The following is a 24399-nucleotide window of genomic DNA, read 5'->3' as shown; positions in this document are numbered from 1 at the left end:
GTTATTCTCAATCAATGTTTTTATTTTCCTTGATTGCTTTATTGGCTTCCTGTCCCATGGAAACTATCTGATTAACCAACTCTGTATGCTTTGAGGCCACGTTTGTCTGTTCGCCTTCATCTTCTTGTAGGTTGTATAATTGAGCGGGTTGTTCTTTGCCTTGCTTGTCTGTTTGAGGCATGATTAGTTTCCAGTGTTTAAAGCGTACACTTTCGATGCCTCCGCGGGGGCGAAAACCAAATACAGCTTTATGAGGCGAAGAGGCATTCTTCTCTTTTTTCAAGAGTGGTAAAATGTTTTTTCCGTCGATGGGACGATCTGTGGGGACTGTTGCTCCCGAAACAAGAGCCATGGTGGTGAATAAGTCCATAGAGGTTGCCAACTCATTGCATACTGTTCCGGCGGGAATAACCCCCGGCCAACTAAACACACAAGAAACCCGAATGCCTCCGTCGTATTTCTCTTGGTACTTGCCTCCTCTCAGCAGATGCTTGCGCGATGGGTCGGTTTCGCCAAAGCGTCCGTAGCAGTTCTCAAGTTCTTTGTCTTTATGAATGAGGGGGCCATTATCAGAAGTGATGATGATCCACGTATTGTCTTCTATTTTAAGACGTTTGACCATATCCATAATAACTCCTACCGTATTATCGAGATACTCTACTGCATCGCCAAAAGCCCCGGCTTTGCTGCGTCCCTCAAAACCTCTGGGAATGAAGTAGGGGGTATGTGTTTCAATGTTGGCATATTGTAGGTAGAATGGTTTTTTCGATTGTACGGCATCGTATAGAAACTTACAGGCTTCGCGTTGGAACAGGGCGGGTAGCTCTGCCAGGTCATTGTTGTCGCACTCTTTGACAACTTGTGCTTGTCGGATAAGCGGAATAGCGGGGTCGCTGATGCCACTTGGGCGAACACCTGTGCCACCTAAACGCTCGGGACCGTGATCGTTGGGGTAGGGAATACCGACAAAGCGATCAAAACCATGCACTACCGGTAAGTATTGGGGCAAATGTCCCAGGTGCCATTTTCCTATCAGACCGGTGGTATATCCTTGCTTTTTTAATAGTTCGGTGATACAAACTTCATCTTCATCTTCGAGTCCGTTTGGCGTATGTGGAAAGAGAACGGATAGCCCCGTACCGTTATTTACTCTCGGAGCGTATCGGCCGGTAAGCAAGGCTGCTCGAGAAGGGGTACTGGTACCGTGGGGAGCATAAAATTCGGTAAATTTCATCCCTTGGGATGCAATGGCATCAATATTAGGCGTTTTTATATCCTGACTACCGAAGCAACTTAGGTCATCGTACCCAACGTCATCCATAAGTATGTGAATGATATTGGGGTGTTGTGTTTCACTTTGTGCAAAGGCTCCGGTCGACAAAGTAGCCAACGCCAATACATTGTAGCATAATTTTTTCATAATACTGAATAGAATTTAGTTTCTTTGTTGCAAATTTATCACTTTAAATATTTTATCAGGTGTCACTTTTATCCTCAATATGTGCGCTAATTATCCTTCTTTGGGGTTATCGTTTGTTTCTCCTTTTCTATATTCCATGGGGGTGATGTTGAACTGATTCTTAAAGCACCGGCTGAAATATCTTGCTGAGCTGAATCCGAATCTATCGGAAACCTCGCTTACCTGCAAATGAGGTTCCTTTCGCAAAACGGACGCTGCTTGCTTCAGTCGATAGTTCAAGATAAATTCATTGGGAGCCATGCCCGTAAGTCCCTTAAATTTCGCATGCAACAAGGTATGCCCAACTCCTAAGGCTTGACACAATAAGGGAATATTTAGTTCCGTATTGTCGATATGTTCATTAATTGCGCTAATGGCTCGCTCTAAGAATACCTTATCCAACGGATTGGTAGTGAGTAAGTCGACATTGGTATCATGACTTTTGGTAAATTGATTTTGTATTAACTTTCTGTTTCTAATAAGGTTATTGCAGCGAGTCAGTAATATTTTGGCATTGAATGGTTTCGATATATAATCGTCTGCTCCGCGGCGTAAACCGGCTATGTTTTGATCTACAGTATTGAGAGCTGTCAACAACACCACCGGTATATGGCATAGGTTGATGTTGTTTTTTATTTGCAGACACAAATCAATGCCGTTCATAACAGGCATCATTACATCGCTTAGAATGATATCCGGTTTTTCGGCCGTGGCTTTAGTCAGACCTTCCTCACCATTATAAGCTAATATTACCTTGTATAAAGGATCAAATATATTGGCCAGTAATTGAATCAATTCTCTGTTGTCCTCCACTATCAATATGGTGTATCGCTTGTGTTCTTGTTCTTCGGCATCAAGCTCTCCTTGTTCTGCTTGCAAATTTGTAATAAAGGCGTTGTCGGGGATACTATCTTTTATAAAGCCTTCTTCCTCCGGATCACTTTCAACAAATGACACCTCTTTGTCATGTTCGAAAATTGATTTACCCTTTTGCAACTGCACTGCAAACCTGCTTCCTTTGCCCGGTTGGCTTTCGACGTTTAATTCTCCATGATGCATTAAAACAATACTTTTAGTCAGTGCCAATCCAATGCCGGAGCTTGTGTCGGTATCATTGTCGTGTTTGACCTGATAAAACTGCTCGAATATGCAATCGAGATCTTTTTTATCAATACCAATTCCGGTATCTATTACTTCAAATAAGATGTTTTCTTCGGTTTCTGTTATGCGTAATAAGATATCTCCTCCATTTTCGGTATATTTAAAAGCATTAGATAGAAGGTTGCATCCTACTTTTGTCATTTGCCACGCATCGAAGTAGCACAAAGCACTGGGTATGTTGCAATCGAACGTATAGCGAATGTTGTGTTGAACGGCATACTCTGAAAAAGACAAATAAATGTCTTTTAAAAACGGAACAATGTCATGTTCGCGTACTTTCAATACTACATGGTTCTGATCGAACTTCCGGAAATCGAGTAATTCGGATATCAGATTCCTCATTTGTCGCGTATGCTTTTCAATCTTCAGCAATTGATTATATACAGACGGCGGTATTAAATTATTTTGAAGAACAACCTCCATTTGGCTGATGATCAGTGTGAGCGGAGTGCGAAACTCATGGCTGACGTTGGTAAAGAAACGTAGCTTGGCCTGACTCAACTCTTTCATCCGTTCTTTTTCTCTTTTTTCCTGCTCGAGTGATAACGACAATAGTTTACGTGCCATTTTTACGTGCCATATCCAGTATACCATTAAACTGATAACAAGACAGTAGACGATCCATGCCCAGAAAGTATTATACCATGGACTATGAACCACAATGCGTAAAGCGATCTCTTGTCTTTTTTTTATGTTCAACGAATTACCCATTTCTCTCACCTTTAATGTATAGGTGCCGGGAGGAAGATTGGTATAGTACAAACTGGTTCGGGTAGTGTGTACCCATTTTTCATCAAACCCCTCTAACTTATATTCATACCAGGTGTTTTTTAGGATGTCCACGTAATTAGAGTTAGAGAAGTTCAGAATCAGATTGTTTTGGTCGGCACGCAAATCGAGGCTGTGAGTAAAAGGCAGTGCCTCTTGCAAGACCTTACTATCATCGTCGGGAGCTATTTTTGTATTATGGATGTATAACTCTGAAAAGTAAAGCTCAGATCCATTATCTACTATATTCAGGTCTTCTTCTCTAAACGAGATCAGTCCATCTACACCACCGATGAATATTTTACCATTTTCAGCGACAAATGCTCCGCATCCGTTGGCTATCGAAGAGATGGCACCTCCCATACCTAAATCAATCGAACGCATGGTTTTAGTTGAAGGGGAGAATAACGTAATCCCTTTATCACTTGTAATTAAGATGTTTCCTGAGTGCGTTTCAATGAGTCGGTAACAATAATTGCTTAACAGATTATTCTTTTCGACTGTATAGTTTATATATCGTTTGGTTTGAGGGTTGTAAACGAAGAATCCACCACCCAATGTTCCAATATATAATATACCGTTACTGCTTTTAAAGATTTGGGTAATATTGTACTTATTTGCATTGCTTAGTGAGATCGTTTCTATTTTTTCAGGATTACGCAGATTGGTAAACTCTATTTTAGCCCCCATTGCAAACCAAGCGTTTTCTAATGAATCAATTTCGAAATTCAGATAATAGTTACCCTTATATATATGTTCAAAGTGGTTCGTATCGGGATTTAATCGAAAAAAACCATTACGGGCTGATACATACACATGGTCGTTCCTGAACAATACAGCGAAAATAACATCATTGGGGCCTTTGCCTTTCTGATTGAAATCATTCAGGTAGTTATAGAACTTTCCGGTTTTCCTATCGTATCGGCTTAGTCCGCCGGTATAAGTACCAATGTAAATCTGATCTCTTTTCTTATCGTAACAGATACTTTTTACGTTATTATGCAGCAATGCATTGCTGCCACCCGCTGTGAAATAGCTAAAAGTGCCTTCTTTGCGGTTTAAACAATTTAATCCGCCACCATCTGCACCAATCCAGATGTTGGCATCTTTATCTTCTGTCATGCTTCCTACCAAAGGGAAGTTTAGGCAATCATTGCGATTGGTATTGTAAGTGTAATATGAAAAAATATCACTTTCGGGATTGAAGTAATTCACACCACCGTAATAGCTGCCTACCCAAATAGTACCTTGCCTGTCTTTATAGACAGCGAAGATAGAGGAGTGCGCCAAAGCCCCCTGCCGGGATTCGTGTTGCTCGATGGTGAACCGTTCGGTCTTGGGGTTGTACTTTTGAAGTCCTTTGAAGGTACCAAACCAGATATTCCCACGATCATCTTCGGTAAACTCGCGAATTTGGTTACTGGCCACTCCGCTGCCGGACTTTCCATTCGACTCCACAGGTACGTTGATTAATTTCCCTTCTTTTGATAAGCGATACAGACCATCCATGCGGCAACCGATCCAGAGCTCTTTGCGGCTGCTTTCAAATAAACGAAAAATCTCCAAATTTGGAAGAATGCAAGAAGTCTTATTATTCTCGATGACATAAAGCCCTTTTTGAGTAGCAACCCATATTTTATTGTCGGAAATAAGTAAAAAGGATATGTAGGAAAGCCCTGTTTTCATTTTAAAGCGTAAGGAGTCGCTTTTTTCGTCGTACACGAATAAGGAATCATTGGCTGCACACCAGATCTTTCCTTGGTGAGAGGCTATTGCACGCACTTTGCTGGGGCGGATCTGATGAAATGTTTCTTTCTTTATATCATATCGGATTAGTGCCCCCTCTGCCTTTAAGAAGATATTGCCTGCACTGTCTTCTCTTATCATATTGATCTCGCTGCCGAGAAAAGGTTCACCTTTATGAGATAACTCATTTTCCAGTTCGGTTTTATAAACCTTCATCTGTTTGCCGTCATAAATGCTAACGCCTTCTCGCGTGCCGAACCACATACGCCCCAACTGATCTTGATGAATGGACAGGACCGATAGCTGAGACAATCCCTCCTTCATTCCTAAATGTTTAAAATAGGTTGCGTATAGCTTATTCTGAAATAATAAAAGAAGTATTAGGACAAGAAGCTTTGAAGTTTTCATTTAGAATCGATTTGGATAATGAAAAATATAGAACAAAGATAATACTAACGAACCAAAATAATATCATTTGGGTGAAAGAAATTGCAGTATACCTATAAAATTGGTATATTATGATAGCGTTTCTTTTATGTGAAGACTTGATTTCTTAAAATAAATAGTTTCTTCAATACGAAAACTATTGATCTTTCGTTTCGTTTTCGATATATTGATGTATCTTTGCATTTGAACCCTTGCCCTATGCTTTTTATCATGAATGAAAGACGTTATTGTTTGTTTTTTTTGCTATTAATACTAATTTCTTGGTGTGGAATAAGTGCTTCTGAGCACTCTGCAAATGTACTTTTTATTCGATCATATACCCCCCGTACACCTTGGCAGCATGAAATGATTGAAGGTTTGAGAGATGGATTCAGGAAGTCGGGAATAAAATCGAATATTGCAATTGAGTATTTAGACTCAGACTATTGGGTGTATGGATCGGAGAAAATACTCATGCGGCGTATTTGTGAGAGAGCACGTAAGAGAGGTGTCGATGTGATTGTAACGGCCAATGATGAAGCACTCTATACATTGCTTACTTGTGGTGATTCGCTACCTCATACAACGCCTGTTGTATTTTTCGGAGTGAAATATCCCAATTACCGCATAATAAATAAATATACTACCGTGACGGGGTTTACATCGAATCCCGATTTTAACAGGATGCTTCGGCAAGCCCATCATATATTCCCCAATCGGAAAGAGGTGGTCTGTATAAGCGACAATAGCTTTTTGAGTGGAAAGGGTAAAGAATACTTGCAACGCGATTTTGAGTTGTTTTGCAAAACTCATCCCGGATATCAAATCACGATGTACAACACACAGGAGAAAACGACACAAGCAGTTGTTGCTGCGATTTGTAATGAGCGAAACAGTGCAGGGCGTATTGTGATCGTGCCTAAGTGGTCGGGCTTCATGTCGTTTCTAGGGAAAAACTCAAAAGCTCCCTTTTTTACCTGCCAGAACCTCTCCTTGATGAATGGTGTGCTCTGTGCCTATGATGCAGATCCTTATGCAGCATCTTATTTGGCCGGAAAGCGTGCCAGTGCCATACTGAAAGGTGGAAATCCTCGTGACTTTGGCTTTTCGCGCACCGTATCTAATTTTATGTACGACTATAAGCAATTGGATTTTTTTCGTGTAGATGTCGATAAGGCAACGCCCGGTATGGTTATTAATCAGCCTTATTGGGAGAAGTATCAGTTGCTTTTTATTCTGCTTTATGCTTCTGTGCTGGCACTGCTTGTTTTTGTGGTTGTATGGCTGGCACGCATCAACCGGCGTGAGGCAAAGCGCAGAATGCATGCGCAAACCCGTTTGTTATTGCAGAACCGCTTGGTAGCCCAACGTGATGAGTTTGATCATGTTTTTCATTCCATTCGTGATGGCGTAATTACGTATGATACCGATTTGCGTATTCATTTCACTAACCACGCCATGCAGAAGATTTTGCACTTGAATAAAGAAGACCTGTCTCGCCCGTTCGAAGGGATGCCTGCCGGAGCTACCATTCGGTTGTATAACAATGGAAAAGAAGTATTGTGCGAACTCTTGAGGCAAGTGCTCGACGAAGGCATAGGTATCACGATACCCGAGAACTCATTTATGCAAGAGGTGCATAGCAACGACTACTTCCTGGTATCGGGCGAGATTGTTCCTATTTGCTTGCATGGCAAAGTATCAGGCGTTGCTTTTTCATTTCGAAATGTTTCTGACGAAGAGGTGCAACGGCGTTTCTTTAACTTAGCCATCGAAGAAAGTTCCGTGTATCCTTGGCAGTACAATGTGCATACCGGCGTCTTTACATTTTCGCAGAATTTTCTCAAGGAGATAGGTTTTTCCGAAGAACATAAAATGCTTTCGCATCAAGATATGATGGAGTTGCTTCATCCCGATGATTTGCATGCGGTGCGGGAGCTGTTTGATAAAATCATTGCGGGTGATAGTATGAATACGCGTATTAGTTTTCGTCAGCGAAATGTTCAGGGCGAATACGAGTGGTGGGAGTATCGCGTTTCTGTGCTTAACGGCCCAACGCAGGATATGCCTTACGATGTTCTGGGAGTATGCCAGAATATCCAACGCTACAAATCGACCGAGCAGGCACTCACTGCAGCGCGCGATAAAGCCCTTCAGGCAGATAAATTGAAAACGGCTTTTTTGGCTAATATGAGTCACGAGATTCGTACACCGCTCAATGCCATAGTGGGCTTCTCGGACTTGTTGACCGATATGAAGAACTTCACAGAAGAGGAGGTAGGGCAGTTCATTGTTACCATTAATAAAAACTGCACGTTATTATTGACACTGATAAATGATATTCTCGACTTATCGCGTATCGAGTCGGGGTCGATGGATTTCCGTTTTGCCCCTCACAACCTATTGCTCTTGCTGAAGAACGTATACGACTCGCAATGCCTCAATATGCCCGAAGGGGTGGAGCTGCTACTCGATGTTCCGACCGATGAGAAGAAATACATCACTACCGACTCGGTTCGTTTACAGCAAGTGATCAATAATCTTATCAATAATGCGGCGAAGTTTACCACGAGCGGTTCGATTACTTTTGGTTATAAGATCGATGCACCCGGCACGGTTACCCTGTTTGTAGAAGATACCGGAAAAGGTATTTCGGATGAAGCCATCCGGCACATTTTCGAGCGATTCTATAAGGCGGATAGCTTCACGCAGGGAGCCGGTTTGGGGTTGAGTATCTGCCAAACCATTGTCGACCGTCTGCATGGAACCATCGGAGTGACATCCGAGGTCAATGTAGGTACGCGCTTCTTGGTAAAAATCACCGATGAATGTGCCTAAATAACCTGCTGTTACGTTCGCTTATGTACAGAGTGTTCATTATCGAACACTCGGATTGTTTGTTAATGTATTGATAATAAATCGTTTTTCTTTCTGGCATACCGTTTGATTCTTCTGTTGTAGAAAAACCATCTATATGAGAAAGAAGAAACTATCATCTGTTGTGCTGGCATTGCTCTTTCCGGCTATGCTTTTCGCACAAAAAGAGCGGGAGATAACATTGGCCGAGGCGATCAATCTGGCGCGAATTCAGTCGGTCGATGCTGCCGTGGCACTTAACGAACTTAAAACATCCTACTGGGAGTACCGCACCTTCCGTGCCGACCTGCTGCCCGAAGTCAATTTTGCAGGAACACTGCCTAATTACAATAAATCGTACAGCCCTTACCAGAATGCCGATGGCGAATATGGCTTTGTACGCTCCAATCTGTTGGGACTTACCGGACAGTTGTCCGTCGACCAAAGCATTTGGCTTACGGGTGGAAAGCTTTCGCTGAACTCCTCGCTCGATTATATCCGGCAGTTGGGCACGAATAAGAACAGGCACTTCATGTCGGTACCCATCAGCCTGCAACTCACACAACCCATCTTCGGGGTGAACAATATGAAGTGGAACAGGCGGATTGAGCCCGTTCGCTATGCCGAAGCCAAAGCAGCTTTTATCAGTGCCACCGAAGAGGTGACGCTGAAATCCATTACCTACTTCTTTCAATTACTTCTGGCAAAAGAAGTACTCGGCACAGCCCGGCAGAATGAGACCAACGCCGAGCGACTGTACGAAGTAGCCGGAGCCAAGCGCAAGATGGGTCAGATATCCGAAAATGAACTCTTGCAACTCAAGCTCGCTTCGCTCAATGCCCGTGCAGCTGCTACCGAGGCGGCGAGCAACCTCAATGCAAAGATGTTTCAGTTGCGTGCCTTTCTGGGCATAGACAATGATGAAACCTTGCAGCCGATACTTCCCGAGTCGGCTCCGGATTTGCGGATGGTTTATCAAACCGTATTGGAGAAAGCACTCGAGCGAAATTCGTTTGCTCAAAACATTCGTCGCAGGCAGCTCGAAGCCGATTATGCCGTAGCCAAGGCAAAGGGCAATTTGCGCAGTATCGATCTGTTTGCCAGCATCGGTTATACCGGGCAGGATCGTGAGTTCTCGGCAGCCTACAATAACCTGCTCGACAATCAGATTGTGAAGGTAGGGGTGAAGATACCCATTCTCGACTGGGGCAAGCGACGCGGCAAAGTACGCGTAGCCAATAGCAACCGCGACGTGGTGCTCTCGACCCTGCGCCAAGAGCAACTCAATTTTAACCAAGACATTTTTTTGCTGGTAGAGCATTTCAATAATCAGGCGCAGCAACTCAGCATTGCCCGCGAGGCCGACGAGATAGCCCAACAGCGCTATAAAACCAGTATTGAAACCTTCTTGATCGGCAAAATCAATACGCTCGACCTCAACGACGCGCAGAACTCCAAAGACCAGGCACGGCAGAAACGCATTTCGGAGCTTTTCAACTATTGGTCGTACTATTATCAAATCCGTAGCCTGACGCTTTGGGATTTCGGCCGGAACGAAGAACTTGAAGCCGACTTTGAGGCCATCGTCAATAATTAATCACTATTTTTTATATCTTTGTACGCAACTAATACGAACTCCCATGATACTAATCATTGACGATGACAGTGCCGTTCGCTCTTCGCTCAGCTTTATGTTGAAGCGTGCCGGGTACGAAGTCGAGGCAGTAAGCGGACCGCGCGAAGCCATGGAGGTGATACGCTCGGTAGCTCCGTCGCTTATGCTGATGGATATGAATTTCACCCTTTCTACTTCCGGCGAAGAGGGATTGACGCTGCTCAAGCAAGCCAAACTCTTTCGTCCGCATACACCCGTTATTCTGATGACCGCCTGGGGCAGCATTCAGCTTGCTGTGCAAGGCATGCAGGCAGGTGCTTTCGATTTCATCACCAAACCTTGGAACAATGCCGCTTTGCTGCAACGCATCGAAACGGCATTGGAGCTCTCCGCCCCCCAAAAAGAAACGGCTCAGGAGCAAAACGACTCCCTGCAGCGCAGCCACATTATCGGCAAGAGCAAGGGATTGATGGAGGTACTGCATACCGTAGCCCGCATTGCCCGAACCAACGCCTCGGTGCTTATTACCGGCGAAAGTGGTACCGGAAAGGAACTCATAGCCGAAGCCATACACCTCAACAGCCAGCGCGCCAAGCAACCTTTTGTGAAGGTCAATCTGGGCGGAATCTCGCAAAGCCTGTTTGAGAGTGAGATGTTCGGACACAAGAAAGGAGCCTTCACCGATGCCCATGCCGACCGTACCGGACGCTTCGAGATGGCCAATCGGGGAACTATTTTTCTGGACGAGATTGGCGATCTCGACCCTTCGTGCCAAGTCAAGCTCCTGCGGGTGTTGCAGGATCAGACGTTCGAGGTGCTGGGCGACAGTCGTCCGCGCAAAACCGATATACGGGTGGTGTCGGCTACCAATGCCGATCTGCCCGCGATGGTGGCCGAACGCAGCTTCCGCGAAGACCTCTTTTATCGCATCAACCTCATCACCGTGAAGCTGCCTGCTTTGCGCGAACGTCGGGAAGACATACCGTTGCTTGCCCGTCATTTTGCCGATACACAGGCTCGGATCAATGGCTTGCCCCGTACCGAATTCTCGGCCGATGCCTTGCAGTTTCTCAGTCGCCTGCCCTTTCCGGGCAATATCCGCGAGTTGAAGAATCTGGTCGAACGTACCATGCTGGTAAGTGGCAAGGAGCTGCTCGATGCTTCGGACTTCGACGCGCAGTATCTGCGGCAGAGCGATGCAAAGAGTTCTCATCAAACGCCCTTAGCGGGGATGACGCTCGACGAGATTGAGCGCAAAACCATCTTGCAGGCTCTTGAGCGGTATCAGGGAAACCTCAGTCAGGTAGCCCTGTCGCTCGGAATCAGTCGTGCCGCGCTTTACCGTCGGTTAGAGAAATACGAAATCGGCAACGCAGAGTAGAGCTCGTTCTCGTTCTCTCTCGCGCTTGTCACATTCATCATTAATGCTTCATTGCCGTGCGTCTAAAAGGTCTTTTCTTCATACTGGTGCTTTTGCTTTCGGGCATTGCCGCTTTGCTTGTTTACCTGGCCGGGCCGGCAGGTAGCATCTACTTCTATCTGGCCGAGGGACTTATTCTTGCCGTTCTGTTCTACCTCATCGTGTTTTATCGCAAAATAGTGAAGCCCCTCAACACCATCGGCAATGGTATGGAGCTGCTGCGCGAGCAAGACTTCGGCAGTCGCCTGCGGAGCGTTGGGCAGTACGAGGCCGACCGCATCGTCAACGTCTTTAACCGCATGATGGAGCAGCTCAAGAACGAACGGCTGCACCTGCGCGAGCAGAATCACTTTCTCGACCTGATGATCCACGCATCGCCCATGGGGGTGATTATCAAAACGCTCGACGATGACCTGTCGCAACTCAACCCCATGGCACTGAAGATGCTCGGTGTGAGTAGCGAGGAGGTGTTGGGGCGCAAACTCTCTGACATCGATTCTCCTTTGGCAGTGGAGCTTAGCACCATTGCACCGGGCACTACGGCTACCGTTCGGCTCAACGATTCGAGCATCTATAAATGCACGCACTCTTCGTTCATCGACCGCGGTTTTCAGCATCCCTTCTTCCTCATCGAGAGCCTGACCGATGAGGTGATGAAGGCCGAAAAGAAGGCCTACGAGAAGGTGATACGCATGATTGCCCACGAGGTAAACAACACGACCGCCGGTATCACCTCTACGCTCGATACGGTAGAGCAGGCACTTGCCGAAACAGAGGGGATGGAGGATATTTGCGAGGTGATGCGTGTGTGTACCGATCGTTGTTTCTCGATGAGCCGTTTCATCACTCGCTTTGCCGATGTGGTGAAGATACCCGAACCGCACTTCGCCAAGGTCGATCTGAACGATGTCGTCTTCTCCTGCAAGCGATTCATGGAGGGCGTGTGTATGGATCGAAACATCCGCTTGCGTCTGGAGCTCGACGAGGCGCTGGCGGAAGTAATGGCAGACGTTGCGCTCTTTGAGCAAACGCTGCTCAATATCATTAAGAATGCAGTCGAAAGTATCGACAGAGAGGGGGAGATCGTGATTCGTACCGTTGCTCCACGCACGCTCGAGGTGGTCGACAACGGCAAGGGAATCAGCCGGGAGGTGGAAGCAAAGTTGTTCAGTCCTTTCTTCTCGACCAAACCCAACGGACAGGGCATCGGGCTTATCTTTATCCGCGAGGTGCTGATGCATCACGGTTGCTCGTTTTCGCTCCGTACCTATAATGATGGGTTGACGCGCTTTCGCATTTCGTTTCATTAATCTTTTCGGGAGAGCCGGAAACAGCTTTTCTAGTCCCATTTTATTTTTTTGGAGCTAGAAAAGGCTTTTCTAGTCCCATTTTATTTTTTTTGGAACAAGAAAAGCCTTTTCTAGTCTCTTTTTTCTCAATGAAGCGCTTGTTTCATCTCCTCGTGATATTCTTCGAGTATTTGGCGAATACTCTGTCCGATTTTGATGTAATCGGATTCATTCAGATTGGCGAGCGAAGCGCGGATGCTCCATTCGGGGCCGGCAAATCCGCCACCGTTGAGCAATACCAAAGAGGTTTCATTGGCGAGCCGGAAGACTACATCCAAGGGGTTGTAGGTCTTTTGCAGATATTCGGCAAACTCCTCGCCATAAAACTTTCGAGCCCATACGAGCATGTCTATTTCAGAATAATAACCGGCTCTGAGCGGGTCTTCGACCAGTGTGAATCCGGTGCTTTCCCACAAAGCATGCAGGCGGCGCAGGATGAGCTTTTGCATACGGATTTTGTACCGATCCTCCTTGTCGAGCAGCGAGAAGGAGGCGAAGAGGCTCATCTGCATCTGTTGCGGCAAGGAGAGTCCGGCGGTGTGATTCAGTGCTACCTGTCGGCTGTCGGCCACCATGCGGTCAATGAATTTCAGCTTTTCGGGATGCATATCCAAGCTCGAGTAGCGTTTGTGGAGCGCGGCTTTCTGCTCGTCTGTAAGGCGGGTGAGCATCTTATCGTAGATGTTGTCTTGGTGCAAGGCAATGACCGCGTTGCGCCAACCGGTAGCTCCGTAGTATTTGGAGAAGGAGTACACGCACAGGGTGTTGTGCGGCAGTTCGGCCATCAGGGAGCGGAAGTGGGGGATGAAGGTTCCGTATACATCGTCGGTGATGATCATCAGGTTCGGGTTGTCGTTCTTCACGATGTCGACAATACGAGCCGATGTTTCGGGGCTCAGTGCATAGCTGGGCGGATTGCTTGGGTTGGTGATGAAGAGTGCCTTGATGCGCGGATCTTTGAGGCGGTCGATGTCGGCATCGCTGTATTGCCAGGTGTGTCGTCCGTCGGCTGTCATTTCGTTGGCGGCAATCTCGGTCACATCAAATTCGTAGCGGCGCAGTTCGGGTATCTCGATGTAGGGCGTAAAGACCGGTACGAGCAGTGCAATGCTGTCGCCATGACTCAGGAGATAGTTCTGCTGCAAGGAGTCGAAGAGGTAGCACATGGCTGCCGTGCCTCCTTCTGTGGCAAAGAGGTCGAAGGTGCCGCGCGGCGGACGGCGGTCGCACAGCTCCTGCGCCAGGTAATCCTGTACGAGTATCTCGGTGAAATGCAAGATACGGTCGGGCACGGGATACTGATCGCCGATGATGGATTCTGCCCATTCGTGTACCAAATCATCCGGATCGGCTGCATGCTCCATCAACAAGTAGTTGTACGTGCCTTTGAGCAACTCGGCACCCGGCTTGCGGTGATTCTCTTTGAGAAAGCTCTCGAAACGGGCGGCAATGCCCTTTTTTAAAGGAATACCGGCAATGCCCTCGGGCAGCGATAAGACGCGATGACACTCATCTATCCCAAACTGTCCGAGCAGGAAGAAGGCTTGGCGCGGTACGGTAGCAATCCAGTTGGGATTGCCGCGTCCGGCATTGAGCATCGTATGTGCCGCTTTTTTAATACTTTCGTCGGCCATTTCAATCAGGCGGTTCTTTAATTCAAAAGGGCTGATTCCTTCCATCTCTTTGGCAAAATGAGTGCTGGATGGGTTCTTCTTGGGTTGATTCTCTTTCATAATTAAGTATATTGTATCGGTTATGGTTTTTAAGAAATAATATATATGCGATCACGCTTAGGCTATATTATATAAGGAGTACGATGATAACTCCCCATATAATGAGTAAGGTATTGCCTACGGCATAAGTCACTGTGTATCCCAATGCAGGCGTTTCGCTCTCGACCGCATCTTGTATGGCACCCAGTGCAGCGGTTGTGGTACGTGCGCCGGCGGTGCAACCCAGTGCCAATGCCGGATGAAACTTGAACAGATACCGAGCCATCAGCAGCCCTGCAATCAGGGGGATGGCGGTAACCAATGCACCTACTACGAAGAGGCTTAGGCCTACCTCTTTGAGTCCGGTTACAAAGCTCGGGCCGGCTGCGATGCCTACTACGGCGATGAACATATTCAGTCCCACATTATTGAGTACCCACAGCGATGGTTCGGGGATGCCGCCAAAGGTAGGGTGCTTGCTGCGCAACCAACCAAATACGAGTCCGGCTATCAAGGCTCCGCCACTGGTCGACAGGCTGAGCGGGATACCTCCCAGATGAATGGATAACGCACCGACCAGACCGCCTACGAGGATGCCTAAGCCCACGAATATCATATCCGTTTGGTTCGTGGGTCTGTCTATATAGCCCAATTGCTTGGCAGCGGCTTCCACCTCTTGCTTGGTGCCTACAATCTCTACCATATCTCCCGCATCGACAACGGTTTGCGCCAATATCGGTATCCGGATGCCTGCTCGCTTAATGTTGCGGATGCTTACGCCGTGCATAAACTTTTGTGCACGGATACTGGAAACGGTTTCTCCGGCAAAGGTGCGGCGGGTTACCATGACGGGGAGTATCTCGGCCGGAAAATCGAGTAATTGTGCATCCAATACTTCCGGACCCAGCCAATCTTCTTCTCCGATTACGAATTCGCGACGACCGCTTAATACAATCTCGTCGTTGAGGCTCAGCAGCATGGCAGGGTTTACTTCACGAATAACTCCGTTCTGTCGCACTCTTTCTACAAACAGACGTTTGTTCTGTTGCGACAGATAATCCTCGAGTTCCGACACCTGTTTGCCCCCCTTAAACCAATCGTTGGTAATTCGATAAGCACGGAAGGTGACCGGGCGGCCGGCTGCCATAAACCCCGGTTCGTCGGATTCGGAAGATCCCATCTTGGCCTCCAGCTCCCGGCAATCGGCCTTTACCTTTTCGATTCCGCCCAATAACTTGGGGCCAAGCGATGCCAGCAACCAAGCCGAACCGGCTGTACCGAAAATATACGTAACAGCATAGGCTACGGGAATGGAGTTGATGTACGATGCCTTCTGTGCCGAAGTGATACTTAATTGGTTGATCGTATCGCTTGCCACCCCAATCACAGCCGATATGGTTTGCGAACCGGCCAGTAAACCGGCAGCTTCGCCCACATTGTATCCCATCAGTTTGGCAAAAGCCCATGCCGATACTAAGCTGACCACGCACATCAGTGCAGCAAATGCAACTTGTGGTAATCCGTCTTTTTTTAATCCGCGAAAGAACTGTGGACCCACTTTATATCCTACTGCGAATAGAAATAATAGAAAGAATACTGCTTTGATAGGCTCGCCAATGGTGATGTTTAGTTGACCTACCACTACACCGACTAATAACACACTTGTTACAGTGCCCAGCGAAAACTTTCCTATCTTGAACTTGCCTATCCAGAACCCTAGAAATAAAGTGAGAAAAATAGCGAGCTCGGGGCGCTCCCTGAGTTGGTTAATAATCCATTCCATACTTAATGTCGTTTAGGTTTATATTTTTAGTCGCTATAGTAAAACAGAACTTAACTAAAAGAGTTTTGTATTCGATTCGTTTTTTGTTTGTAGCCCTTAGTGAGTCAGGAGTTACGATAGTGAAAAAGTTCTAAAATGACTATTTAATCCGACAAAAAGAGCACCGTCGAAAGGTTGTAAATACTACCTTTGCCATCATCTTGAACTAACTTAAATTTACAGAAATGGAACAACAAATTAAATCGGCATCAGGCCGTCTTGGCGTGTTGGTAGTGGGAGTAGGCGGAGCCGTATCTTCGACTTTTATTACCGGCACACTTGCTGCTCGCAAAGGATTAACAACTCCCATAGGATCTACCACACAATTGGCAACGATTCGCTTAAAGGATGGTGAAAAACGTATGAAAGACGTTATCCCCCTGACTGATTTGAACGATATCGTATTTGGAGGATGGGATATTTTCCCCGACGATGTGTATGCCGCAGCCATGCATGCCGAAGTGCTGAAACAAAAAGATCTTGATAAAGTAAAAGACGAACTACAGGCTATTAAACCCATGCCCGCTGCTTTTGACCATCAATGGGTGAAACGCCTCAATGGAACGCACGTAAAGCATGCTGCCACCCGTTGGGAACTTACGGAACAGATTCGTCAGGATATCCGCCGGTTTAAAGAAACCCATAATTGTGCACGTATCGTGGTGGTTTGGGCGGCCAGTACGGAGATCTATCTCCCCCTTTGCGAAGAACATCACTCGCTCGCTGCGCTCGAACAGGCGATGAAGGAGGATAAGAAAGACAAAATATCCCCAAGTATGTGCTACGCCTATGCAGCTATTGCCGAAGGAGTTCCTTTTATAATGGGTGCTCCGAATCTTTGCGTAGACACTCCGGCTATGTGGGAGTTTGCCGCCAAACAACGTGTGCCCATTGCCGGCAAAGATTTCAAGAGCGGACAAACAATGATGAAAACAGTGCTTGCCCCGATGATCAAAGCCCGAATGTTGGGTCTCGACGGATGGTTCTCTACCAATATCCTGGGCAACCGCGATGGCGAAGTGCTCGATGATCCCGATAACTTCAAGACCAAAGAGGTGAGCAAACTATCGGTGATCGACAACATTCTTGAACCCGAGAAATTCCCAGAACTTTATGGAAACATCTATCACAAAGTTCGTATTAATTATTATCCCCCTCGCAAAGACAATAAAGAGGCTTGGGACAATATTGATATTGTTGGCTGGATGGGTTATCCGATGGAACTGAAAGTGAACTTCCTGTGTCGCGACTCTATCTTGGCTGCTCCGCTGGTACTGGATCTAGTGTTGTTTAGCGATCTGGCTGCTCGCGCAGGCATGTATGGCATACAAACTTGGCTGTCTTTCTACTGCAAGAGCCCCATGCACGATTTGGAGCATGAGCCCGAACATGATTTGTTCATTCAGTACGCCAATCTAAAGAATACATTACGAAAAATGATCGGAGACGATACGCGCGAATGTCTGGACTAAACCCTCTAACGCGATTAAAATGAAATATGCATTGATTGCAGCCGGACAGGGCTCCCGCCTCGTATCAGAAGGAATTCAAGTTCCTAAGCCGCTGGTTCGTGTGGCGGGGATGCCTTTACTGGAACGGTTGTTTCGTGTTTTTTTAGATAATGATGCAGAGTCTATCTGCATCATTATTAATGAAGAGATGGAAGAAGTGCGTCGCTTTCTGGAGCGGCAACAGTTGCCTGTTCCGTTGCATATCGTCATCAAATCGACTCCCGACTCGTTTCATAGTTTCTACGAATTGATGCCTTATTTGCAAGGCGAAGGAGGCTTCTGCCTCACTACCGTAGATCCTATCTTTCACGAACGGGAGTTTGCCGATTACATACGTGCCTTTGTAAACGATCAGCGGATGGATGCGTTGATGGCTGTCACCGATTTTATTGATGATGAGAAACCATTGTATGTGCATGCCGATGACAACTTGCAAATAACGGGTTATGGCAGCACCGACTATCCCGGTTCTCGTTACATATCGGGAGGCATTTACTGCTTAAGCCAACGTGCACTGTCCCTATTGCCGGCTGCTATGCAAGCCGGAGTTTCGCGTATGCGAGGCTTTCAGCAATATCTGGTCGATGCGGGCTTGCGAATGTATGCCTATCCCTTCTCGAAGATTATAGATATTGACCACGCCTCGGACGTGGAGAAAGCCGAACAATTTTTAGCAAAGCCAACCAGCCAATGAAACCGATCACTTTTGCAGGAATACAGCGATATACGCTCTTTTCGCCCAATCATGTGGGGAATGATTCAGCTATCTTTATGGCTGTCGGGCATTACTTAATGGAAGCGGGGCATCAGGTAAACTATTATACCGAACAGGAGTTTCTAGCACATTCGCTGTCCGAAAGGTTCGTTTTTACCATGATGCGAAGCAAGGCAGCCGTACGGCATCTGCAACAAGCCGAACAAGGGGGAGTCATTGCCGTAAACTCGGCTTATGGTATTGAGAACTGCACCCGCGAACGCATGACTACCTTGTTGATAGAGAATCAGATTCCACATCCCGAAAGTTTGATGTGGGATACAAGCGATCCTATTCCGACTTATTTGATAGAACCCGTTTTTGAACCCTGTTGGGTAAAGCGTGCCGACTTTCATGCTATTCATCGCGAAGACGTATCGTATGTACGCACTTGCGAAGAGTTGCAGGAAGTGATGGCCGAATACGCACTGCGGGGAATCGGGCGAGTGGTTATCAATCGTCATCTTGAAGGCGATCTGATTAAGTTTTACGGAGTATCGGGTACGGATTTCTTTTATTGGTTTTATCCTTACGACGGGCATCACAGCAAGTTCGGTCTCGAGGAGATTAACGGTTCGCCCACTGGTATTCCGTTCTCTCTCGATCATTTGAAAGAACTGTGCGATGCCGCTGCAAAGGTGCTGCAAGTACAGGTTTATGGTGGCGATTGCATTGTGTCGCCCGATGGAACCATCCGCATCATCGACTTTAATGATTGGCCCAGCTTTGCTCCTTGTCGCAAAGAGGCTGCCATCGCTATTGGGCAGTCCATCTTGGATCAAGTTAAAACACAGATATATGAATAACAAAACAACCAATCCGGGCCTACAAGCGAGCTTGAAATCGGCCGATACGGAAGAGTGGATCGATTTGCTTTTTTACCGTCCGATAGGATATCGTTGGGCACTTTTTTTTCGAAAACTGAATGTGACTCCCAATACCATTACCATTGCTTCCATCTTTTTGGGAGTTGCAGCGGGTATTCTTTTTTATTTTAATAACCTATGGATTAATGTAGTCGGTATGCTACTGCTCATTTGGGCCAATATGTATGATAGTGCTGATGGGCAGTTGGCTCGAATGACCGGACAGAAGTCGGAACTGGGACGAATGCTCGACGGTGTTTCGGGCGACTGTTGGTTCATCTCCATCTATGTAGCTATCTGTCTGCGCTTAACGCCCCAATGGTCGATATGGATTTGGATTCTGGCTGCTGCTGCAGGTATTTGTCATAGCAAGCAAGCGGCAATGGCCGATTATTACCGAAACATTCATCTTTTCTTTTTAAAAGGAAAGTCGGGTAGCGAGCTTGACAACTCGATTCGGCAGTGGGAGATTTATCGCTCATTATCCTGGAAAAAAGAGTTTGTGAGAAAACTCTTTCTCTGGTTTTATAGCCGATACACTTATTCGCAGGAGCAACTTTCACCCCGTTTCCAACGTTTCTTTGCGTTATTACGGGCTCAGTACGGAGAATCCATTCCAACAGCCGTCGGGCAGGAATTCCGCTCGGGTAGCCTTCCTTTGATGAAGTATACGAATATTCTGTCTTTCAATACCCGTGTAGTGGCGCTTTTTATTTCTATCTGCGTCAATCTTCCTTGGTTGTATTTTGTTTTTGAACTAACCGTTCTGAATGGATTATTGATTTACATGATCCGGAAGCACGAGATTTGGAGTAACTATTTATATCAGAAATTAAAAAATGTAGCATGAGTAGTCGTTTTCGCAACCTCTTTCTGGCATTCGGTATCATTGCTGTTATCATTATGCTTTTTACGTTTGATGTCTCTTATGATGAGCTGTTGGGCAATCTCGAGCGTGCCGGTATTTATCTGCCTTTAGTCTTGTTGCTTTGGCTTTTTGTTTACTTAATCAATACACTCTCGTGGTATGTTATTATTCGCAGCAGTGGTCCTGCAAATGGGCTTAGTTTCTCACGACTGTATAAGTTTACTGTTTCCGGCTTTGCGCTGAATTACGTTACCCCTGTTGGACTAATGGGGGGAGAGCCTTATCGTATTATGGAACTTACTCCTTATTTAGGTGTAGAGAGAGCCAGCTCTTCGGTTATACTTTATGTGATGATGCACATTTTCTCCCATTTTGGGCTTTGGTTAAGTTCAGTTGCTATTTATGCTTGTTTCTATCCGGTAGGCTGGGGCATGGGTGTTGTACTGGCTCTTATCACGGTGTTATGCTTGTTGCTGAGTATTGTATTTGTGAAAGGATATCGCAACGGTATGGCGGTAGCCTGTGTTCGTTTGGGCAGTCATATCCCTTTTTTGAAGCAGCGTGCTATCCGCTTTTCGCAAACCCATAAAGAGAAATTAGAGAATATTGATAGCCAGATTGCATTGTTGCATCAGCAGCGTAAGAGCACTTTTTACGGTGCTTTATCACTTGAATTTGTGGCACGCGTTGTGAGTTGTCTCGAAGTATGGCTCATTATGAATGTGCTTACAACCCATGTAAGCTTCGTTAGTTGTGTGCTGATTGTTGCTTTCTCGTCTTTATTGGCCAATCTGCTGTTTTTCCTCCCCATGCAGTTAGGAGGGCGCGAAGGAGGTTTTGCCCTAGCTGTAGGCGGACTTTCCATATCGGGTGCTTTTGGTGTATATACGGCGTTGATTACTCGCGTACGCGAACTGTTTTGGATTGTCATTGGGCTTGCTCTCATGAAAATAGGAAACAAGAAATTATGAATATGAAGAATATAAAAGCTATCGCATTTGATTTTGGCGGAACACTTGATTCTCCTTTTATGCATTGGATGGATGTCTATATGCGTATATATACCCAAGAACTTCATTTGCCTTTGACAGCAGACCGTTTTCGGGACTCATATATTCATGCCGAACGAATGATGGAGTCTTTGCAATTGGTGCAGCCCTCGCACTCCTTGTTCGAAACCCAGTTGTTTAAGACTCAACTACAGTTTGACAGCCTGATAGAACGAGGAGTATTGCCCGATACGCCCGAAAATAAAAATAAGTTACCCTTACAGGCAGCCCGTTTGGTGACCGATTTCTCTTCACACTACGTGAAGCTTTCGCAGCCGGTACTTGCTTTGCTTTCGCAACGCTATCCATTGTTGCTTGTGTCCAATTATTATGGGAATTTGAAAAAGGTAGTTTCCGACTTAGAGATTGCTTCTTATTTCGTCTCCCTCACAGACTCTACTATAGAAGGGATTCGTAAACCCGATCCGGAGCTTTGGAAGCTCTCTTTTGATAGGCAAGGCTATCACCCGGAAGAGGTATTAGTGGTAGGCGATTCAATGAAAAATGACATATTACCTGCCTTAAGTCTGGGTTGTCAAGTCGTACAGGGTTGTCCCGATCTGTTGGCTGAAGCCGTTCCCGGAGTGAACCGCATAATCTCCTTGGCAGAGCTTCCCCCTTTGTTATAGTCACGCGGATAGCATATAGACAAAAGAAAGGCGGCTTTACGTAAAAGCCGCCTTTCTAATTACTTAATTTCGATCTCCTCTTTCATGTCAATCTCTTCGCCGTGTGTATCATAGAATACATATTCTAAGAAGGCGAGTTTCTGACTGGGTATGATCTTAATTCCAAATCCATACTTAAGTTGCCACTTACGTTTCAGGGACATTAATCCCTGATTGATATAAGCTGCAATGTATGGATGGACGTGCAGTGAGAATTTCTTTATCTTCAGTTTGTTGACCAGATAATCAATTTTACTCTCGAGGGTGTCTGTAAAGAGAATAGACGATTTGATTTTGCCTTTACCAAAACAGGTCGGACAATCTTCCATCGTGTTTACATCCATCGCCGGACGTACTCTTTGACGTGTAATTTGCATCAGTCCAAATTTGCTCAAAGGCAAGATGTTGTGTCTTGCTCTGTCTTTTTGCATATTGGCGCACATGCGTTCATAAAGCTTCTGACGGTTTTCGGCTTCATTCATATCGATGAAGTCTACAACAATGATACCTCCCATGTCTCGTAATCTCAATTGGCGTGCCAGCTCATCGGCTGCTCCCATGTTTACTTCGAGTGCGTTACCTTCCTGTCCGTTGGCATTCTTGGTGCGGTTACCGCTGTTCACGTCTACTACGTGAAGCGCCTCAGTGTGCTCAATAATCAGGTAGGCTCCACTCTTGTAAGAGATGGTTTTACCAAAAGAAGATTTGATCTGCTTGGTGATTCCAAAATTGTCGTAAATAGGAAGTGAACCTTTGTACAGTTTCACAATTCCTTCCCGTTCCGGGGCGATTAGCGTCACGTAGTCTCTGATTTCATTATATACAGCCTCGTTATTGACGTATATATTTTCGAACGATGGGTTGAACAGGTCGCGTAGTAATCCTACCGCACGGCTTGTTTCCTCAAAAATCAGTGTTGGATACTTGGTGACTTTCTGCACCTTCACGATGCTTTCTTCCCAGTGTTTAAGCAGTACCTTAAGCTCTCCGTCGAGTTCGGCTACGCGCTTCCCTTCTGCTACTGTACGAACGATAACACCGAAGTTTTTCGGCCTGATGCTCATGAGCAGTTGTTTGAGTCGTGCGCGTTCTTCGCTCGATTTAATTTTTTGAGAAACAGAAACCTTATCATCGAAAGGTATTAAAACCAGATATCTTCCTGCAAATGAAATTTCGGAAGTTAATCGTGGCCCTTTTGTTGAAATAGGTTCCTTTACAATTTGCACCACTACTTCTTGTCCGACCTTTAATGTGTTGGCAATCGTGCCATCCTTGTCAAGTTCGGGAAGTATGGTTGCTTTCGTAATGGGGTTTAGCTTTTTTTTGTCGCTTAACGTTTGCTTTACGAACTTTTCGAGTGAGTTAAATTTAGGACCCAGGTCTAAATAATGAAGGAAAGCATCTTTCTCGTAACCGACATCCACAAAACAGGCATTCAGTCCGGGCATCAATTTCTTGACACGGCCTAAATAAATGTTACCCACAGAAAAGGAGATGTTTCTTCCTTCGCTTTGAAGTTCCACCAAGCTCTTGTCTTCAAGCAGGGCGATGGATACTTCTTTGGGTTGTACGTCTACTACTAGTTCGCTTGTCACAGTTGTTTCCTAATTATTTAAGTTTGAAAAATGAACAAAAAAATGGGCTAATTGTTCATTTGTGTTGGGCATTTAAACAAAGAACAAACTCGAAAGACATTCGCTTCACAAGTTTGTTCTTTAATTTCTGTCCAGAGGTTAGACTAAAAGTTATTTTTTGCTTTTATGTCTGTTCTTTCTTAGTCTTTTTTTACGCTTGTGCGTTGACATTTTATGTCTTTTCTTTTTCTTTCCGCTTGGCATAGCTTCAAAATTTTATAGGGTTAATACTCTTGTTTATTATTTCTTTACCGAGATTGTAAACGTCTTAGCCGGCTTAAAGGCTGGGATGTTGTGCTCGGGGATAATGATCGTAGTATTTTTTGAAATATTACGAGCTGTTTTTTGAGCTCTTTTCTTTACTACGAAGCTTCCGAACCCGCGGAGGTATACATTTTCGTCTTTAGAAAGAGAATCTTTCACTGCATCCATAAATGCCTCAACTGTTGACAATACTGTTGCTTTGTCAATACCCGTACTCTTTGTAATTTCGTTTACGATATCTGCTTTAGTCATTTTTCCTTAAAAAAAATATTATTACTTATGTTCTAGCTAATTTTTCGGACTGCAAATATATGGCTTTTTAGGCTCTCAAAAAAATATATTCTGAACAATTTTCGAAAAAAGTCTCATTCTTAAGCTTTCTTAGACCGAAAACAGCTACTTTTGCCGAAGTGGAACTTAATACTACTCACAGATAGACTATAAATACGTA

At 45.6% G+C, this 24399-nt stretch carries 16 protein-coding genes; 10 read left to right on the top strand and 6 right to left on the bottom strand.

All coding sequences use genetic code 11. The features are described 5' to 3' along the window. Positions 1–7 precede the first annotated feature (7 nt). Both TY03_RS04045 and TY03_RS04040 read right to left on the bottom strand, forming a co-directional pair. Positions 8–1420 (bottom strand): sulfatase family protein, encoded by a 1413-nt coding sequence (locus TY03_RS04045; protein WP_042367652.1) that lies wholly within the window; start codon positions 1418–1420, stop codon positions 8–10. A 90-nt stretch (positions 1421–1510) separates the two neighbouring features. Beyond that, positions 1511–5458: a hybrid sensor histidine kinase/response regulator transcription factor gene (locus TY03_RS04040; protein WP_052332385.1), complete on the bottom strand. Its 3948-nt coding sequence runs from the start codon at positions 5456–5458 to the stop codon at positions 1511–1513. A 333-nt stretch (positions 5459–5791) separates the two neighbouring features. Between TY03_RS04040 and TY03_RS04035 the strand changes: the two genes are divergently transcribed. The 4 genes from TY03_RS04035 (at position 5792) to TY03_RS04020 (ending at position 12761) form a co-directional block, all read left to right on the top strand. After that, on the top strand, positions 5792–8398 hold the full coding sequence (locus TY03_RS04035; RefSeq protein WP_042369115.1) for a sensor histidine kinase: 2607 nt from the start codon (positions 5792–5794) through the stop codon (positions 8396–8398). A 187-nt stretch (positions 8399–8585) separates the two neighbouring features. Continuing rightward, positions 8586–10013, top strand: coding sequence for a TolC family protein (locus TY03_RS04030; protein WP_394330876.1), 1428 nt, complete (start codon positions 8586–8588; stop codon positions 10011–10013). A 43-nt stretch (positions 10014–10056) separates the two neighbouring features. Next, entirely contained in the window at positions 10057–11412 is a 1356-nt protein-coding gene (locus TY03_RS04025) for a sigma-54-dependent transcriptional regulator (protein WP_042367645.1), read from the top strand. Between the two features lie 56 nt (positions 11413–11468). Continuing rightward, entirely contained in the window at positions 11469–12761 is a 1293-nt protein-coding gene (locus tag TY03_RS04020) for a sensor histidine kinase (RefSeq protein ID WP_042367644.1), read from the top strand. A 125-nt stretch (positions 12762–12886) separates the two neighbouring features. On the opposite strand, the gene aspD is transcribed toward TY03_RS04020, so the two are convergent. Together aspD and aspT are read right to left on the bottom strand one after the other, a co-directional pair. Next, positions 12887–14533, bottom strand: a complete 1647-nt coding sequence (gene aspD, locus TY03_RS04015; RefSeq protein WP_042367643.1) for an aspartate 4-decarboxylase — start codon at positions 14531–14533, stop codon at positions 12887–12889. Between the two features lie 67 nt (positions 14534–14600). Further along, complete coding sequence (gene aspT / locus TY03_RS04010; protein ID WP_042367642.1) at positions 14601–16295, bottom strand: aspartate-alanine antiporter; 1695 nt, start codon at positions 16293–16295, stop codon at positions 14601–14603. 224 nt (positions 16296–16519) lie between these two features. On the opposite strand from aspT, the gene TY03_RS04005 reads away from it, so the two are divergent. From TY03_RS04005 to TY03_RS03980, 6 genes are read left to right on the top strand one after another with little or no spacing between them, the layout of a single operon-like run. Next, entirely contained in the window at positions 16520–17806 is a 1287-nt protein-coding gene (locus TY03_RS04005) for an inositol-3-phosphate synthase (protein WP_042367641.1), read from the top strand. Positions 17807–17825: 19 nt separating this feature from the next. Next, on the top strand, positions 17826–18539 hold the full coding sequence (locus TY03_RS04000; protein WP_042367640.1) for a nucleotidyltransferase family protein: 714 nt from the start codon (positions 17826–17828) through the stop codon (positions 18537–18539). After that, positions 18536–19405, top strand: a complete 870-nt coding sequence (locus tag TY03_RS03995) for a hypothetical protein (RefSeq protein WP_042367639.1) — start codon at positions 18536–18538, stop codon at positions 19403–19405. Before TY03_RS04000 ends, TY03_RS03995 begins: the two co-directional genes overlap by 4 nt. Beyond that, positions 19398–20315: a CDP-alcohol phosphatidyltransferase family protein gene (locus TY03_RS03990; RefSeq protein ID WP_042367638.1), complete on the top strand. Its 918-nt coding sequence runs from the start codon at positions 19398–19400 to the stop codon at positions 20313–20315. The genes TY03_RS03995 and TY03_RS03990 overlap by 8 nt, the downstream gene beginning before the upstream one ends. Continuing rightward, the gene (locus TY03_RS03985; RefSeq protein ID WP_042367637.1) at positions 20312–21304 is read left to right on the top strand and encodes a lysylphosphatidylglycerol synthase transmembrane domain-containing protein; all 993 of its coding nucleotides are present in this window, start codon (positions 20312–20314) and stop codon (positions 21302–21304) included. The genes TY03_RS03990 and TY03_RS03985 overlap by 4 nt, the downstream gene beginning before the upstream one ends. A gap of 2 nt (positions 21305–21306) precedes the next feature. Further along, positions 21307–22011, top strand: coding sequence for an HAD family hydrolase (locus tag TY03_RS03980; protein ID WP_230201890.1), 705 nt, complete (start codon positions 21307–21309; stop codon positions 22009–22011). A 59-nt stretch (positions 22012–22070) separates the two neighbouring features. Here TY03_RS03980 and TY03_RS03975 read toward each other — a convergent pair whose 3' ends face one another. Together TY03_RS03975 and TY03_RS03970 are read right to left on the bottom strand one after the other, a co-directional pair. Then, positions 22071–23645, bottom strand: coding sequence for an Rne/Rng family ribonuclease (locus tag TY03_RS03975; protein ID WP_042367635.1), 1575 nt, complete (start codon positions 23643–23645; stop codon positions 22071–22073). Positions 23646–23924: 279 nt separating this feature from the next. Continuing rightward, the gene (locus TY03_RS03970; protein ID WP_042367632.1) at positions 23925–24200 is read right to left on the bottom strand and encodes an HU family DNA-binding protein; all 276 of its coding nucleotides are present in this window, start codon (positions 24198–24200) and stop codon (positions 23925–23927) included. Between the last annotated feature and the right edge of the window lie 199 nt (positions 24201–24399).

It is taken from the genome of Bacteroides neonati, from assembly GCF_000499785.1.
In the GTDB taxonomy this organism is placed as follows: Bacteria; Bacteroidota; Bacteroidia; order Bacteroidales; family Bacteroidaceae; genus Bacteroides; species Bacteroides neonati.
Note: the sequence above shows the minus strand (reverse complement) of the source record. Positions and strands in the feature narration are given on the sequence as shown.

Bases quoted from the DNA above. Each gene is read 5' to 3' on its own strand.
- TY03_RS04045 (WP_042367652.1), bottom strand. From the start codon at position 1,420: ATGAAAAAATTATGCTACAATGTATTGGCGTTGGCTACTTTGTCGACC.
- TY03_RS04040 (WP_052332385.1), bottom strand. From the start codon at position 5,458: ATGAAGGAGGGATTGTCTCAGCTATCGGTCCTGTCCATTCATCAAGAT.
- TY03_RS04035 (WP_042369115.1), top strand. From the start codon at position 5,792: ATGAATGAAAGACGTTATTGTTTGTTTTTTTTGCTATTAATACTAATT.
- TY03_RS04030 (WP_394330876.1), top strand. From the start codon at position 8,586: ATGCTTTTCGCACAAAAAGAGCGGGAGATAACATTGGCCGAGGCGATC.
- TY03_RS04025 (WP_042367645.1), top strand. From the start codon at position 10,057: ATGATACTAATCATTGACGATGACAGTGCCGTTCGCTCTTCGCTCAGC.
- aspD (WP_042367643.1), bottom strand. From the start codon at position 14,533: ATGAAAGAGAATCAACCCAAGAAGAACCCATCCAGCACTCATTTTGCC.
- aspT (WP_042367642.1), bottom strand. From the start codon at position 16,295: ATGGAATGGATTATTAACCAACTCAGGGAGCGCCCCGAGCTCGCTATT.
- TY03_RS04005 (WP_042367641.1), top strand. From the start codon at position 16,520: ATGGAACAACAAATTAAATCGGCATCAGGCCGTCTTGGCGTGTTGGTA.
- TY03_RS04000 (WP_042367640.1), top strand. From the start codon at position 17,826: ATGAAATATGCATTGATTGCAGCCGGACAGGGCTCCCGCCTCGTATCA.
- TY03_RS03995 (WP_042367639.1), top strand. From the start codon at position 18,536: ATGAAACCGATCACTTTTGCAGGAATACAGCGATATACGCTCTTTTCG.
- TY03_RS03990 (WP_042367638.1), top strand. From the start codon at position 19,398: ATGAATAACAAAACAACCAATCCGGGCCTACAAGCGAGCTTGAAATCG.
- TY03_RS03985 (WP_042367637.1), top strand. From the start codon at position 20,312: ATGAGTAGTCGTTTTCGCAACCTCTTTCTGGCATTCGGTATCATTGCT.
- TY03_RS03980 (WP_230201890.1), top strand. From the start codon at position 21,307: ATGAAGAATATAAAAGCTATCGCATTTGATTTTGGCGGAACACTTGAT.
- TY03_RS03970 (WP_042367632.1), bottom strand. From the start codon at position 24,200: ATGACTAAAGCAGATATCGTAAACGAAATTACAAAGAGTACGGGTATT.